The 15,754-nt window shown below is 47.9% G+C and carries 17 protein-coding genes; 8 read left to right on the forward strand and 9 right to left on the reverse strand.

What is annotated here, in order from left to right; all coding sequences use genetic code 11:
• Window positions 1–30: 30 nt before the first annotated feature.
• Entirely contained in the window at window positions 31–516 is a 486-nt protein-coding gene (locus ICL55_RS09975; RefSeq protein WP_169223166.1) for an RNA polymerase sigma factor, read from the reverse strand.
• Window positions 517–900: 384 nt separating this feature from the next.
• On the opposite strand from ICL55_RS09975, the gene kbl reads away from it, so the two are divergent.
• The 4 genes from kbl to ICL55_RS09995 all read left to right on the forward strand — a co-directional run bounded on the left by kbl (window position 901) and on the right by ICL55_RS09995 (window position 5,134).
• On the forward strand, window positions 901–2,088 hold the full coding sequence (gene kbl / locus ICL55_RS09980) for a glycine C-acetyltransferase (protein WP_188096583.1): 1,188 nt from the start codon (window positions 901–903) through the stop codon (window positions 2,086–2,088).
• Window positions 2,089–2,253: 165 nt separating this feature from the next.
• On the forward strand, window positions 2,254–3,057 hold the full coding sequence (gene blaOXA, locus ICL55_RS09985) for a class D beta-lactamase (RefSeq protein ID WP_188096585.1): 804 nt from the start codon (window positions 2,254–2,256) through the stop codon (window positions 3,055–3,057).
• Window positions 3,058–3,315: 258 nt separating this feature from the next.
• On the forward strand, window positions 3,316–4,338 hold the full coding sequence (locus tag ICL55_RS09990) for a VWA domain-containing protein (RefSeq protein WP_188096587.1): 1,023 nt from the start codon (window positions 3,316–3,318) through the stop codon (window positions 4,336–4,338).
• 46 nt (window positions 4,339–4,384) lie between these two features.
• The gene (locus tag ICL55_RS09995; protein WP_188096589.1) at window positions 4,385–5,134 is read left to right on the forward strand and encodes a tetratricopeptide repeat protein; all 750 of its coding nucleotides are present in this window, start codon (window positions 4,385–4,387) and stop codon (window positions 5,132–5,134) included.
• Between the two features lie 518 nt (window positions 5,135–5,652).
• Here the strand turns inward: ICL55_RS09995 and ICL55_RS10000 are convergent.
• On the reverse strand, window positions 5,653–6,516 hold the full coding sequence (locus tag ICL55_RS10000) for a helix-turn-helix domain-containing protein (RefSeq protein WP_188096591.1): 864 nt from the start codon (window positions 6,514–6,516) through the stop codon (window positions 5,653–5,655).
• A gap of 128 nt (window positions 6,517–6,644) precedes the next feature.
• Between ICL55_RS10000 and ispG the strand changes: the two genes are divergently transcribed.
• The 3 genes from ispG (at window position 6,645) to ICL55_RS10015 (ending at window position 10,067) form a co-directional block, all read left to right on the forward strand.
• Window positions 6,645–8,612, forward strand: a complete 1,968-nt coding sequence (gene ispG / locus ICL55_RS10005) for a (E)-4-hydroxy-3-methylbut-2-enyl-diphosphate synthase (protein ID WP_188096593.1) — start codon at window positions 6,645–6,647, stop codon at window positions 8,610–8,612.
• Between the two features lie 79 nt (window positions 8,613–8,691).
• Window positions 8,692–9,057, forward strand: a complete 366-nt coding sequence (locus ICL55_RS10010) for a hypothetical protein (protein WP_188096595.1) — start codon at window positions 8,692–8,694, stop codon at window positions 9,055–9,057.
• A gap of 116 nt (window positions 9,058–9,173) precedes the next feature.
• On the forward strand, window positions 9,174–10,067 hold the full coding sequence (locus ICL55_RS10015; protein ID WP_188096597.1) for a LysR substrate-binding domain-containing protein: 894 nt from the start codon (window positions 9,174–9,176) through the stop codon (window positions 10,065–10,067).
• A 1-nt stretch (window position 10,068) separates the two neighbouring features.
• Here ICL55_RS10015 and ICL55_RS10020 read toward each other — a convergent pair whose 3' ends face one another.
• The 7 genes from ICL55_RS10020 to ICL55_RS10050 form a co-directional block, all read right to left on the reverse strand.
• Window positions 10,069–10,587, reverse strand: a complete 519-nt coding sequence (locus ICL55_RS10020; RefSeq protein ID WP_188096599.1) for a GNAT family N-acetyltransferase — start codon at window positions 10,585–10,587, stop codon at window positions 10,069–10,071.
• A 35-nt stretch (window positions 10,588–10,622) separates the two neighbouring features.
• Window positions 10,623–11,372 carry a metal-dependent hydrolase gene (locus ICL55_RS10025; RefSeq protein WP_188096601.1) on the reverse strand — a complete coding sequence of 250 codons (750 nt, stop codon included), beginning with the start codon at window positions 11,370–11,372 and terminating at the stop codon, window positions 10,623–10,625.
• A 114-nt stretch (window positions 11,373–11,486) separates the two neighbouring features.
• Entirely contained in the window at window positions 11,487–11,978 is a 492-nt protein-coding gene (locus tag ICL55_RS10030) for a lipocalin family protein (RefSeq protein WP_188096603.1), read from the reverse strand.
• Between the two features lie 132 nt (window positions 11,979–12,110).
• Entirely contained in the window at window positions 12,111–12,512 is a 402-nt protein-coding gene (locus tag ICL55_RS10035; protein ID WP_188096605.1) for a hypothetical protein, read from the reverse strand.
• A 217-nt stretch (window positions 12,513–12,729) separates the two neighbouring features.
• A complete protein-coding gene (locus ICL55_RS10040; protein ID WP_188096607.1) occupies window positions 12,730–13,206 on the reverse strand; it encodes a hypothetical protein in 477 nt (158 codons plus the stop codon).
• Window positions 13,197–13,676 carry an RNA polymerase sigma factor gene (locus tag ICL55_RS10045; protein WP_188096609.1) on the reverse strand — a complete coding sequence of 160 codons (480 nt, stop codon included), beginning with the start codon at window positions 13,674–13,676 and terminating at the stop codon, window positions 13,197–13,199. Before ICL55_RS10045 ends, ICL55_RS10040 begins: the two co-directional genes overlap by 10 nt.
• A 131-nt stretch (window positions 13,677–13,807) precedes the next feature.
• The gene (locus ICL55_RS10050; protein ID WP_188096611.1) at window positions 13,808–14,308 is read right to left on the reverse strand and encodes a GNAT family N-acetyltransferase; all 501 of its coding nucleotides are present in this window, start codon (window positions 14,306–14,308) and stop codon (window positions 13,808–13,810) included.
• A gap of 147 nt (window positions 14,309–14,455) precedes the next feature.
• Between ICL55_RS10050 and ICL55_RS10055 the strand changes: the two genes are divergently transcribed.
• Entirely contained in the window at window positions 14,456–15,727 is a 1,272-nt protein-coding gene (locus ICL55_RS10055; protein WP_188096614.1) for an acetyl-CoA hydrolase/transferase family protein, read from the forward strand.
• Window positions 15,728–15,754 lie beyond the last annotated feature (27 nt).

Consider the following 15,754-nt stretch of genomic DNA (forward strand, 5'->3'; position numbering starts at 1 on the left):
TATTATTAATCAATTAACAATTATAAAAATTTATATGACGTTTTCCATCTTTACAAGATAATTTTTTAAATGTATCCTGGCCCGATGGAGATAAACCTTTACCTGGGAAGGATTGAGCTGCATAATTTCACCTATTTCCTCATAGCTGTAACCTTCATAATCCTTTAGCAGCACCAATGACCGTTGCACCTCACTTAGGTTAGCCAATGCTTTGGCAATCACTTCTTTAGCGTTATTGATCTTGTGGTCCGCCACTTTCATCTCGTCCTTAAACTGGTCCACCAACGTCACCCGCTTTGTCTTACGTACATGGTCGATCATATTATGGTACGCCACTGTAAACAGGTACGATTTTGCCTTTTCAAAAGGCACGTCCTGGCAGTGCTTCCACAATATTTCGAATGCGTTCTGTACTACGTCCCTGGCGTCTTCCGCATGATCCAGATTTTTGATGATAAAGCGGAATATATTGTCCGAATACAGATCCACACATTTATTGTACTCCTTTTCCGTCATTCCGGTGGTGCGGGATTTTAGTGCTAAGTTCCGACTTTTACTTTAATACCTATCATGGTCACTATCCGGCTTACCCACACCTAATTGTCAGCAATATCCTCTCTTTTCGATTTGCACAGCAGGAACAGCTTCTTTCAAACTGATCATCAACCCATTACCAAACATATTATATTTATATATCTTTCAATCAGGTTAAATCTTCAGTTTTCCATTACATGGCATCTTCAAGCATGATAGTATTATGACGGAATGCAGTCAGTAAATGTTACACCTTAGTCAAACTTTTTACCCTCGACGCCGTTAACTGTGGATGCGACACAGATTCGTAATACTTTTATCATCTATAACTTTGCAAAAGCGTTATTATCAAACATCGTACTTACTATGAATAAGAAGTTTACATCCCGCTTACGGGAAGAACTGGAGGAAATCAACAAAGCCGGCCTGTATAAGAGAGAGCGTATCATTACATCTGAGCAGGGAGCTGAAATACAGGTGGGCGGTAAGACTGTCATAAATTTTTGCGCCAATAACTATCTGGGATTATCTTCTCATCCGGCTGTGGTGAAAGCGGCGAAAGACGCGATCGACACACACGGTTACGGCATGAGCAGCGTCCGCTTTATCTGCGGCACCCAGGACATTCACCGGGAACTGGAAGAAAAAATCTCCAAATTCCTGGGAACTGAAGACACCATCCTGTACGTGGCGGCTTTCGATGCCAATGGTGGCGTATTTGAGCCGCTGTTCGGTGAAGACGATGCCATTATCTCCGATGCCCTGAACCACGCTTCCATCATCGACGGCGTACGTTTGTGCAAAGCCAAACGTTTCCGTTATGAACATAATAATATGGCTGATCTGGAAGCCAAACTGAAAGAAGCCCAGGACTGCCGCAGCCGCATCATCGTTACCGACGGCTCTTTCAGCATGGACGGCACCATCGCCCAGCTGGACAAAATCTGCGACCTGGCCGATCAATACGATGCCATCGTAATGTCTGACGAAAGCCACTCTTCCGGCTTCCTCGGCAAAACCGGTCGCGGCACCCACGAATACCGCAATGTAATGGGCCGTGTAGACATCATCACCGGCACGCTCGGCAAAGCACTGGGCGGCGCTTCCGGCGGTTTCACCAGCGGTCCGAAAGAAGTGATCGATATCCTGCGTCAGCGCAGCCGTCCTTATCTGTTCTCCAATTCCGTGGCTCCCAGCATCGTAGGCGCTTCTATCGCCGTACTCGATATGCTGAGTGAAACCACTGAGCTGCGTGACAAACTGGAGTACAATACCCAGTATTTCCGCACCAAAATGACCGAGGCTGGCTTCGACATCAAACCCGGCGATCACCCGATTGTACCGGTAATGCTGTACGACGCCGTACTGAGCCAACAAATGGCAGAGAAACTGCTGGCAGAAGGGATCTACGTAATCGGTTTCTTCTTCCCGGTAGTGCCTAAAGGTCAGGCCCGTATCCGTGTACAGCTGAGCGCTGCCCACGAACAGGCACATCTGGACAAAGCCATCGCCGCCTTCACCAAAGTAGGTAAGGAACTGGGCGTTATCAAATAATTACGAATTACGGACTACGAATTAGGGGTTCTATAATAGAATAGCCTTTTTACGATATTTTAAAGTATTGTAAAATAGCCTGTTATATTATAGAACCCCTAATTCGTAATTCGTAATCCGTAATTCGTAATTTCGCACCTGATTATTTACTAAATCATGATATCAATGAAACGATTTGGCTGGATGTTGTTAGCACTGTGCCTTTTCATGGCCGCCTGCGCACCGAATAATGTTAAGGAAGAAAAAGGCTGGGAAAAATATTTCGCCCAATACAAGGTGGAAGGCACCTTTATGTTATTCAACAATGCACAGGGAACATTCAAAGTGTATAACCTGGACCGCGCCAAAGAACGTTTCCTGCCAGCTTCCACCTTTAAAATCTTCAACTCACTGGTAGGCCTGCAAACCGGCGTGATCAAAGATACCGGTATGGTCATTCCGTGGGACGGCGTTACCCGCAAATATCCCGCATGGAACCAGGACCTGAGCATGCAGCAGGCTTTCAAAGTATCTGCTGTACCCTACTTTCAGGAAGTGGCCCGTCGTATCGGCAAAACCAACATGCAGGCATGGCTCGATTCCGTTAAATACGGCAACATGAAAATCAGCCGTATCGACACTTTCTGGTTAGATAACTCCCTGCAGATCTCACCTGATGAAGAGCTGGGCTTTGTCAAAAAACTGTATTTCGACCAGCTGCCCTTCGCCAAAACCAATATGCAGACAGTACGCGACGTGATGCTGATGGAAAAAACACCGAAGTACCAGCTGTCGTACAAAACCGGCTGGGGCACCGCCGGCGCCAAACAGATAGGCTGGATAGTAGGCTGGGTGGAAGAAAACAGACATCCCTCCTTCTTTGTCCTGAACATAGAAACTGAAGATCCCAACTTTGACATGGTCAAAAGCCGGATGGACATTCTTCGTAATATCCTCACCGAAGCAGGCTATTTTAAAGGAGAAATGTAATCATTTGATTATTAGGTTATTTAGATCATTTTATGATTTGATTTGCGGATTTTGGAATTTTTTGATTTTGGAATTTAAACAAGGGAAGATGACGCCCGTATTTTAAATCTCAAAATCAAAAAATCCGTAAATCAATGGCTAAATGATCCAATACTAAAATGCTAAAAAAAATATAAACCCCTCTTCCCGCTCTTGTAATACGTAACAAAAAAATTATTTTTGAGATCTTGCCAACTGCAAGTGATTTTAAAACTGCATATGTTACGTTTTCAGCATAGTGAATATTTATGGGCACTGACGCTGTTACTGGTGTTACAGCTGGCTTTCCTGGGTATATCCTGGTGGAAACGCCGCTCCATACGCCGTATCGGTGACCCGGCCCTGGTAGAAAAACTGTTTGCCGGTTATTCCCGTAAACTGTTCGTATTCAAGTTCCTCCTGATTTTCCTCGCCTTTTTCTTTGGCGTGCTGGGGCTGGCCAATCTGCAAAAGGGCAGCCGCATGGAAAAAATCACCCGGAAGGGCGTAGATGTGGTGATAGCCCTGGACGTGAGCAAGAGTATGCTGGCCAACGACATCCAACCCGACAGGCTTACCCGCGCTAAACAGTTGATCAGCAAACTGATGGACAAACTTGACAACGACCGCGTAGGCCTCGTTGTATTTGCCGGCAATGCTTACCTCCAAATGCCACTCACCATCGACTACTCGGCCGCCAAAATGTATCTGAGCACCGTATCCCCGGATATGATCCCCACTCAGGGCACAGCTATCGGACAGGCTATTCAGGTATCCGATGAAGCCTTCAACAAAAAAGAACGTAAACATAAAGCGCTGGTAGTCATCTCCGATGGAGAAGACCATGACGAAACAGCCCTGCAAAAAACCCGTACCGCCTTTGATAACGGCGTGGTTACCAATACCATCGGTATCGGCTCCGTAGCTGGTTCCCCGCTTCCCGACCCGGAAACAGGTAGCTACAAAAAAGACCGTGAAGGCAATACCGTGATCTCCAAACTCAATGAAAATGAGCTGAAAGGAATCGCCGCTGCGGGAAAAGGCATCTATCAACACCTGGACAATAATACAGACGACGTAGTGAATACACTGGTTAACAAGATCGACAGCATGGAGCAGAAAGAATTCGGCGAAAATGTATTCACAGACTATAACAGCTATTTTCAATATTTTCTGGGCATATGCCTGGCGTTACTGTTGATTGAATTTTTCATTCCGGAAGTGCGCCACCCGCGTGAGCCCCGGGAAACTACAGTAGCTTAATTTTCAACAGATCATGAACATTACTTTTATAAAACAGGGTTGCTTTATGGCAGCATTGCTGCTTACCGGCGTTACTGCGCTGGCGCAGAACGGCGCCAATAAGCTTATCCGCAAAGGCAATGAACTGTATCAGAAACAGCTGTTCAGCGACGCTGAAGCCAACTACAAAAAAGCGCTCGAACAAAACGGCCAATCAGCCGTAGGCAGCTATAACCTGGGCAACTCCCTCTATCAGCAGAAGAGATATGACGACGCCCGCACCCAATACGCCAACAGCCTCAAAACAGCAGACAACAGCCGCATTAAATCAGATGCTGACTACAACATCGGCAATACCTTTATGGAGGCCAGGAAGTGGGAAGAAAGCATCAAATCCTACAAGCAGGCCCTGAAAGTAAATCCTGCCGATGAAGATGCCCGCTATAACCTTGCCTATGCGCAGGCCATGCTGAAAAAACAACAGCAGGACAACAAAGACAATAAAGACAAAAAGGATAAAAACAAAGACAAAAACAAGGACAAGAAAGACCAGAACAAGGATCAAAATAAAGACCAGAACAAAGACAAACAGGATAAAGACAAAAAAGACCAAAACAAGGACCAGCAGGACAAAAACAAAGATCAGAATAAAGATAAAGACCAGCAGGAACAACAGAAACCGGAGCCACAACCCAGTAAGCTGAACAAACAGGAAGCGGAGCGGCTGTTACAGGCGCTGTCTCAGGAAGAAAAGAAACTTCAGGACAAAGCCAAGAAAGTGAAAGGCCAAACGGTACCGGTGGAAAAAGACTGGTAATCTTCTTATATACTCAACAGATGTTAAAAATCCGGCAGTACAGTTGATACTGCCGGATTTTTTTATATAAAAAAACCGGAACAGGATTATTCCGGCCATTTTACCTAAACCTACAACAGTTACGCATGGTAACAGTACTCTTTAGCGATAAGGTAAGGGGAAGATGCCTGCCACCTGACTGGTTACTCTTTACCTAATTTCCAGCCTAGCGGTCGTTGTATTCATCTTACGTTGCCGGCAAGCATCACCCCTAACTTTAAAACACACTTATTTTTAAGCAGCACACCATAGCAGCTGCCTGATTTTCTTATTTATCGCTGGCATTGACCAGAGGGCTTCCCGCCCATCCGGTCCCCTGAATTGTTGGGGAGACTGGAAGACTTACAGCACAGTTAACACAATTTGGCATCCTAGCATGATTTCCTGTTTAACGTCAGCGGGTAGAACAATTCAATTCAATACACAAAACTAAGAGTGGGCGGGCCAATCTACTAGGACAATTCAGCTATTGACTTGTACTATTTGAACATAATGTCCCGGAAGTCCTGGGGAGAGATGCCGGCGTTGTTTTTAAAAAACCTGCTGAAGTAGGCAGGGTCCTCAAAACCAAGCTCATAACAGATCTCTTTCACGCTTTTATGGCTGAAGGCCAGATTTCGTTTTGCCTCCAGGACGATACGGTCGTGCAGCAGCTCCGTCACCGTGCGGCCAGTGGTCTCTTTGGTGATTTCATTCAGCCTTTTGGGGGTCAGGGCAAACGCATTGGCATAAAAGGCCACCTGATGTTCACGTGTATAATGCTTTTCCAGCAGGCGGCGGAGCTGCACCACCCTGGAGTCGTGATGGAGCGGCCGCATGGTATCGGTCGCATTGCGTTTTTTCTCCCTTTCCGCCAGCAGCAGGAAGGCGTTGAGGTAATGTTTGATGATACTCCGGCTGTTGTTTCCCGGGGAGCGGTGCTCCCGGTTCATCAGTTCCACCAGGCCCAGTAGCGACGGGACCGTGTTCTCTCCAATATAGATGGGACCGTAGCCATGCCAGTTGTCGAAGAGATTGGAGAAATCGTACAGGGTCTCTTTGTCGTGTTTATTGGCGAAGTAAAAGCGTTCGGTAAAGAAAATCACATGGCCCTCGCGCTCACAGTCGAGCTGATGCACCTGTCCGGGCCTTAGGAGGAACAACATATTATCCTCCATTTCATACCACACAAAATCGACCATATGGCGACCTTTGGCTTTGGTAAACCATAAAATCTGAAAATGGTGATGCCGGTGTGGCTGGTGGGTGAAATCCATCACAGCCATCCCCAGTGGGGCAATGTTGAAATGTGATTTCATTGGCCATTCCTGATAGGGGATGTCCAGGCTTTTATCATTCGACATAAGTGCTTCAAATTTAAACGAATGGCCTCCTTTTGACAGCACCGTTCGTGGAATTTAATGTAGCTTTAAGGTGTGGGGTAATTGCCCCGCAGGTTTATTAACTTTGCACCTGCAGAAAACAAAAACGTATGCAGCTTTATTGCAACTCACTAACAGAATATAAGCGACTGGCCACACTGGAAGTAAAGGTAGGTGATCTTCTCATTGGCAATTTCCATCCTATCCGTATCCAGACCATGACCACCACCGATACCATGGACACCGCCGGCACTGTAGCCCAGGCCATCCGGTGTATCGAAGCGGGGGCCGAGCTGGTGCGCATTACCGCTCCCAGCAAAAAGGAAGCGGAGAACCTGTTGAACATCAAAAACGAACTTCGCCGCCAGGGTTACCATACACCGCTGGTAGCAGATATACACTTTACCCCTAACGCCGCTGAAATAGCCGCCCGCATTGTGGAAAAGGTGAGGATTAACCCTGGTAACTATATCGATAAAAAGAAGTTCGAAACACTCGAATATACTGATGCCGAGTATCTGGAGGAAATAGACCGTATCCGGGAGCGTTTCACCCCCTTGGTGAATATCTGCAGGGAACACGGCACCGCCATGCGTATTGGTACCAACCACGGCTCGCTGAGCGACCGTATCATGAGCCGCTATGGGGACACCCCCATGGGCATGGTGGAAAGTGCGATGGAGTTTCTGCGTATCGCGGAAGACCTTCAGTTCCGCAATATCGTACTGAGTATGAAAGCCAGCAATCCACAGGTGATGGTACAGGCTTACCGCCTGCTGGTGCAAACCATGCAACAGGAGCTGGGCCACGCTTACCCGCTGCACCTCGGCGTTACAGAAGCCGGCGATGGCGAAGACGGCCGTATCAAATCGGCCATCGGTATCGGTACCCTGCTGGAAGACGGCGTAGGTGATACCATCCGGGTATCTTTGACCGAAGATCCGGAATTTGAGCTGCCTGTATGCCGCGACATCGTAAAACGCTACAGCGGCCACCGCACGGAAAAACCAGCCACCGACCGGCCACTGGGCGCCCTCCCCTATTCTCCGTTCTCCTACAAACGCCGCGAAAGCATTGTAGTAGACAATACCGGCGACAAGCAGGTGCCCGTAGTAGTGGCAGACTATCGCCATTCGGCCACCATACAACCTTCAGACCTTAACGCGATCGGCTATACGTACAATGAACCGTCCGATAAATGGAACATCGCCGATGCTGCCGCAGACTATATTTACACCGGCACAGCGGCCCCCTCTTTCGCCCTGCCCGGCACCTTACAGGTAGTGGTCGATGCCGATAAATGGCAGACACTGGCCGACAAGGCCGCGTACGTGCCTTACTTTGGCACCCGCGCCTATCTTAACGCTATTGCAGCAGGACAAACCGGTAAAAAGAATTTTGTGGCCGTTAACTGCGACGATCTCGATACCACCGATATCAATGACCTGCTGAAGCAGTTGGAACAACCCGCCATCGCCGGCGCCACCATTCTGGCCGCCCATGCCACCGGCAGCAACGCCATGGCCAGCATCAGAAGGTTTTTCATCCAGCTGACAGCGCAACAGCTCACCGTACCGGTGATTATCCACAGCGTCAGTCCACAGCCTACTGCGGACGAGCACCTGATCCATCACGCCACAGAAGCCGGCGCCCTCCTGCTGGACGGCTTCGGCGACGGTCTCTGGTTGACTAATCAGGATCAGACACCAGCACAGGCCGCACTGCTGAACAACATTGCTTTCGGCATCCTGCAGGCTACCAGAACACGTATTTCCAAAACGGAATATATTTCCTGCCCCTCCTGTGGCCGGACACTGTTTGACCTCCAGGAAACGACCGCCCGCATCAGAGCGGTCACCCACCATCTGAAAGGCGTGAAAATCGCTATCATGGGCTGTATCGTAAATGGTCCGGGGGAAATGGCAGACGCCGATTTTGGCTATGTAGGCAGCGGTGTTGGTAAAATCACGCTTTACAGAGGCAAAGAGATCGTGAAACGTGGCCTGAACAGCGACGTAGCTGTAGACGAGCTCATCAGCCTGATCCGTGAAAACGGTATGTGGGTGGACAAAAACTAATATTAAATATTGCTTAAAAATACAGGGAGGAAGGTGTTATCATCAATAAAAAAGCTTAATTTTTGGTAAAACATTTCTTATGAAAAAGTTGCTTACAGGCGTTCTGGCAATGTTCATGGGCTTAACTGTTGCCATGGCCCAGACCCCTGCCACCACCACCCAAAAAGAAGCTAAAAGCAAAGCTAAAACTGAGCAAAAGGCTGTCAAGAAAGAAGCCGAAAAGAAAGAAGCAGCCGTTAAAAAAGAAGCAGGACAACCAGCTCCTCAGGCTTCACCAGTAGCAAAAACAGAGCACGTTACCAAGAGTGGTGCTCCTGACAAACGCTTCAAAGAAAACAAAGGCACTACCACAGCGCCGGCAACAGCAGGACCGAAAAAGAAAGACGGTACTCCTGACATGCGCTACAAATCAAACAATCCAAACGCAGGAAAGAAAAAATCCTGATTCATAACATCATCTTCTGATAAGGATTAAGCCACCTCCCGGTGGTTTAATCCTTATTTTTTTACCTTTAGCCCCAACAACCCATAACTGCTCTCCAAAAACCTTACTTTTATTGCATGTTCGATTTCAGACTCAGAGTATTTCATACCGTTGCGAAGCGGCTCAGTTTCACCAAAGCCGCAGAAGAATTATATATCTCCCAACCTGCTGTCACCAAACATATCCATGAGCTGGAGCAGCAACTGGGCATGGCGCTGTTTGAAAGGATCGGCAATCGTATCAAACTTACCCGTGCGGGCCAGCTGGTCATGCATCACGCCGAAATTATCTTCACTGATTACCGCAACCTGGAGTATGAAATCAATCAGCTGAAACACACACAGGGCGGCCTGTTGGCCATCGGCGCCAGCACCACCATTGCGCAATATCTGATTCCTCCATTGCTGGCCAAATTCAACCAACGTTACCCCGACGTAAAAACATCGCTGACGAATGGTAACACGGAACAGATAGAACAGGCCCTTTTTGAAAAGAGCATTCTGCTGGGCATCATAGAAGGCAGTTCCAAAAATCCGCTGCTGAAGTACGTGGAGTTCGCCCGGGATGAAATTGTGCTCATCGGGAATCCCAAACATACCTATGGCAACGGAGAGCCACTTACCGCCAGTGAGTTACGGAACATCCCCCTGCTCATGCGTGAACACGGTTCCGGCACCCTGGAAGTGATCACCGATGAGCTGAAGCGCCTGAAGCTGAAAATCACCGACCTCAATGTGGCCATGTATATGGGCAGCACGGAGAGCATTAAATCTTACCTGCATCATTCTTCCTGCGCGGCATTTATATCCTTACAGGCAGTGCAAAGGGAGGTGGAAGCCGGTGAGTTTGTAGTGGTTCCCATAAAAAATTTCAGGCTGATCAGAAAACTGCATTTCACTTACTTACAAGGTCTTCAGGATAAGCTCGCACAGCTCTTCATCAAGTTTGCGCGGCAGCACATGACAGAATAATTTATTGCAGGAAGTCTTTTTCCAGCAGATGCCAACGGAGCATGTTGTCCTGCATGCCGGTTTGCCGCATGCCCAGTCGTTGTAATACTTTTCCGGAGGCGATATTGTCCACTTCGCATTCTGCCTCGATACTTTTTACGAAAGGTTGTTGAAAGGCCCATGTTATCAGTGCGGCGGCGGCTTCCCGCATATAGCCCTGATTGCGATGGGCAGGTAGCAGCGAGTAGCCTATTTCCACCATCCCGTTTTCATCGGGGCGGCCTTTAAAGCCAATGTCTCCCATCACAGTGTTATCTGCGGCAGATACAATAGCCCATAATAACCAGGGGAATGATTTCGGGTCGTGCTGTAATAATTCAATCAGGTGTGGCAGTAGTTCTTTCAGCTCTGCCTGCGGCCATTCGGGCGGAATGGAAGCATTCAGCAGGGTGACAGCCTGCGGGTCCTGCAGATAGATCGCTGTAATCAGCGGCAGGCGGCAGGGGCATACCAATAAACGGGATGTAATCAGGGGTAACATATACGGATGATTAAAGAAAAAATAACAAGGAACGGTTATGGTTTGTGCAGTTGCAACCGGGCCATATCCAGCTCTTCACCGGCCTTCAGCGCATGAATTTCCAGCCGTGCCTGATCTTGTGTAAGCTCTTTCAGTCGTTGAGGCGTGCCCGTGAGTGAAGGCATCGTACCATAATGACAGGGAATTACATGTTTCACTTTCAGCAGGCGGATGGCAAAAGCAGCTTCCAGAGGGCCCATCGTGAAGCGGTCGCCGATGGGCAGGATCGCGATATCGGGTTCATAGATTTCTCCCAGCAGGGCCATATCACCAAAAACAGACGTATCTCCGGAGTAGTAAACAGAAACATCGTCGCTCATCCAGATAATGAATCCATTAGCGGCATGTGTATATCCGATTTTACCATCCGGCATCCATACCTGTGCAAAATGGAAGGCGTTGGTCATGGTAATCTTTGTTTGCAGGTAGGATATGGTGCCTCCGGCGTTCATCTGTTCAAAGACATGTTCCGGTACGCCCTGTTCCTGCAGGAATAGCCGTACGATAGGATTGGCGATCACTTTGGGGGAATGGGAACGGATCAGGTCAATGATTTTACTGTCGAGGTGGTCCCTGTGGCCGTGGGTGATCAGGATCAGGTCAATTTGTTCCGGGATAGTATAATCGGCTGGCAGGGCCGGATTGCCGGTAAACCAGGGGTCTACGAGAATGATATGTCCTTCCGGGGTGGTTAGCTGAAAACTGGCGTGTCCCAGGAACTTGATTTTCGAATGCTGCGTGCTCATAGTCATCTGGTTTTTTTACCTATCTAAATATACTATTATCTATGAACACCAATAAATGAAAAATCCTGCCTGGCGATTGACCAGGCAGGATGTATTTAGTATAAAACGGTAAAACTATTTCCGTTGTAAAGAGTAAATGATGGCGGCTGTTTTGCCTTCGAAGTTCACATTAGCTCTCCAGGTCATGGAGCTACCGGCTTCTGTACATTCCATCAGGTAGCCGTCTGCCACATTTTTGGCTTTCACGCCGGAATACAGTTTTTTGAAACCGAACATGGTCACATTGCCCTGTTTGCTGATTGTCCAGACAATTTTCTGGGTAGCGGGGCTGCAACCGTCCGCAGTGGAGGATAATGTATAGGAACCATTTGCATTATTGTCCGGCAGTACCCACTGGCTGCCGATGAAGCATTTAGCATTGGCCTCGTCAAAAACGGTTACTTTGGCATTGTCGGGGATACCTTCATACCGGATATCGGTAAGTACCCAGTTGCCTTTTACAGCGCCTTTGTTAATGTTGGTGGTTACACCCTGTTTAGGAGAACAGGAAGTACCCAGGATTGCGACCAGAGCCAGAAACAATGCTGCGAATGATAAATTTTTCATGGGAATAATAATTTGTATGTTTTAATGCCTTTCTCTGCATTCAACAGCTGTGCTACAATAAGGTTTAAACAGCCTGAATACAGCGGCAAGTTCAGCATTTGCAAGAAACGTACCAAATGAATATGCAAACGGTCAGCGGCCTACCGGCAGAAGGGCTTCTGCCGGGGTTTTGAGCCTGATCAGCACTTCTTCCAGCTGATTGGTCCGTTTGTAGAGGTACCATGTGCTGGCAGCCAGCGACATCGTTAATACACAAAGGGCGAGAAACGCACAACGCCACCAGATGCTCACGCTTATTTTACGGTTCCATCCTGGCCTGATATCGATGTAAACGGGTTCGTGTGGAGGCTGTTGCCCGCCTCCGTCGTTGGAATGCCTGAAGTAATATTCCTGATGTTTATACCGCCGGGCATCCTCCATGACCTTATCTTTCAGCTGAACTGGCGGAGGTACGGCTTCGGCCATGATATTATTTTCAATACGAAGTTCAGCAGCGGCTATTTCCTGCTCGAGGATGGGATGTAGCCTTCTCATGTACGTCAATTCCCTCTCCTGCTCAGGTGTGGCAAGGCCGAGTAAATAACGTTCAATTACTCCACTATCAATATAGTTTTTTAAGTCCAAAGCAATGATTTAAAAAACCGCATACCCATCAAACATGATTGATAAACAAAATATCTACGAACCGGCCCTGCCGGTTGGATTGTAAAATTGAGAAAATAATTTAAATAAAGGATTGCAGCAGGTTATATTATATATAAAAAATATTTGCTTTTCGCGCATGTATAAGAACTGTAGCGGCAGCGCGTTCCTGTTGTTTTTCTTTTTCCTGACGGTATTTCAGGTAATAAAGGATGGCAAAAAAGAGAAAGATTTTGGACAGGATAAAAATAATGATGAAGAATATTTTCCACCAGCGATGTACGGAGATATGGCTGCCGTCTTTGGGCTGGATATTGATAAACGTATAATTGGATTGGGCATCCGCCTGCGCCCCGGCATATTCCCAGCGCACTTTCTGGAGTACCCGTTCCCGTATTTCCACAGGAGGTAACACCGCCTCATCAAAGCAGGCCTTTTCCAGCCGGCGCTCTGCCAGTTCCACCTCTGTGTCCAGTTCAGGGAACAGTTTTCTCATATGCTCCAGCTCTTCCACTTCCGTTTCAGAAGCGAGGCCCAGCACATAAGACTCGATGATGCCGCTTTCGATATAAAATTTTAGTTCCAATGTTCTTTTAAGAATTTTCTGAAGGCTTTCATCGCTTCCCCCAGTATTTCATTTACCTGCCCTTCTGGTGTACCCAGCATACGGGCTATAGTTGTGATCGATAATCCTTTAAAATAACTCAGCCTGAACACCTGCTGTTCTGAAACCGGCAGAATGGTATAAAATTGCTGCAGGATACCTTCTTCTTTCTTCATCAGTTCTGTCCCCGTGAGCGCTGTTTCCGGGATGGCTTCTTTGATGGCCAGTTCCCTCGTTTTGCGTAATAACCAGGCAAATAAAGTGCGGAAGCCTGAGGAGTGAAACGCATGGATATGTTGGAATGCCCACGCAAAAACCTTTACTATGATATCATTGGCCCGCTCTTTTATAGGAACCAGTTGCAACACAACTCCATACAGTGCACCGGCGTAACGATCGTATAACAGCTCTTTTGCTGCAGGATCACCTAACGCCAGTCGTTCTATAAGCATTTGCTCACTTATATGTGTCAGATCTCTCCGCAAACAGTTGTGCTTACATTTATAAGTTCGCTAATTTATGAAAATAAGTGAATTAATCCCGCTGCGAGTTATTCACATCGGGAGCTGAAATGGACAACTTTCTACAGGACCATCTTATATAGCCAGTAAGGTTGTCCGAATATCGGCGGCAGCTCTTTTATCAGGGAAAAGCCCAGCTCATCATACATTTTACGGGCTGCCGGCATCATGGTACTGGTATGAAGCCCCAGTATCTTTTCACCGGATTGACGGGCCTCTTCGATAGCCAGCTCCATTAACCGGCGACCGATGCCCATCCGGCGGAAAGCAGGGTCTACTCCCAGGCGGCGGATATAAGCCCATTCTGCCGGATAGATAGCAGTAGCCTGACCGGAAGGCACCAGAAACACTACGCCCACCAAACGATCACCAGAGCGGCAAACAAACGTGTCTGCCTGTTTCATCAACGCAGCCAACTTATCTATGTCCGACTGGTTTTGGTGCATGGTATGCCAATGTTCCGGCTCCAGCACGGCGGCAAATTCGCCATAACTTAACAACGAGAGGTCCCTTAAGGCAATTACATCTGCCGGGATAGCCATTTCATAAACAAGGGTGTCCATTTGTTTTCTTTTCCAGTGTTTGCTTTATCCAACAAATAAGCAGGGCTGGTTGTTGGATAAACAACACCATATAAAAATACAACATGATATTACTCATAAATAATCTATAAAACGCTCGATAAATTTGCTCAAACAACACCCACGAGAATGTCTTATACCACTATCCAGGATGCCATACAGCTGATCCAGTCAGGCCATACCGTTTTTATCCACACCGCAGCCGCCACTCCGCGAGAGCTGGTCAATGCCATGTCCAACCGCAGCAGTGAACTGAAAAATATCCGGCTGGTGAGCATTCACACTGAATGGGACGCTCCCTATGCTTCTCCTGAACATGCCCATGCCTTTGAAATTGATACTTTCTTCGTCGGTAAAAATATCCGGCAGGCTGTCAATGAAGGGAGGGCCAACTATATCCCCATGTTTCTCAGTGAAGTGCCCCGGTATTTCCGTACCCATGAACCGGGTATTGATGTAGCGCTGATCACCGTGTCTCCTCCCGATAAAAACGGCTACTGCACCCTCGGTGTATCCTGCGATGTGTCCAAGGCCGCTATTGATACGGCCCGTATTATCATCGCGGAAGTGAACAGCAATATGCCCCGTGTACTCGGTGATGGGGTGATCCATATCTCCCGCATCACCGCAGCCGTGGCAACAGATTATCCCATTTATGCACAGGCCGTACGTCCGCCCAGCGCCGCAGAGCTGGCCATTGGCGAGCATGTGGCCTCTCTGATAGAAGACAGGGCCACGCTGCAAATGGGCATCGGCGGTATCCCCAATGCAGTGCTGCAATGCCTGCATAACCATAAGGACCTCGGCATCCATACGGAAATGTTTTCCGACGGTATTATCGATCTGGTGGAAAAAGGTATTATCACCAACCGGTACAAGGCCATCCATCCGGGCCTGATGGTATCCAGCTTTGCCATGGGAAGCCGCCGGCTGTATGACTTTATGGACAACAATCTTATCATTCGCCTGATGGACGTGGAATACGTCAATAACCCCACGACTATACGTAAAAATCCAAAGGTCACTGCCATTAACAGTGCTATAGAAATCGATATCTTTGGGCAAGTATGTGCCGATTCCATCGGATTCCGGCAATACAGCGGTGTAGGCGGCCAGATGGATTTCATGCGGGGTGCGGCCTTGTCTGCAGGCGGCAAACCTATCATCGCCATTCCGTCAGTAACCGCTAAAGGCATTTCCCGTATCGTGTCCAGGCTACAGCCCGGCGCCAGTGTGGTGACCACACGCGCCCACGTGCATTATGTAGTAACGGAATACGGCATCGCACACCTGTTGGGGAAAAACCTGAAACAACGCGCGCAGGCGCTGATCAATATCGCACATCCGGATCACCGGGAACAACTGCAGAAAGATGCCTTTGATATATTCAAGGTATTCTGATACAGATAACTGTCAGACTAAAAGAAG

The organism is Chitinophaga varians (assembly GCF_014529945.1).
In the GTDB taxonomy this organism is placed as follows: domain Bacteria; phylum Bacteroidota; class Bacteroidia; order Chitinophagales; family Chitinophagaceae; genus Chitinophaga; species Chitinophaga varians.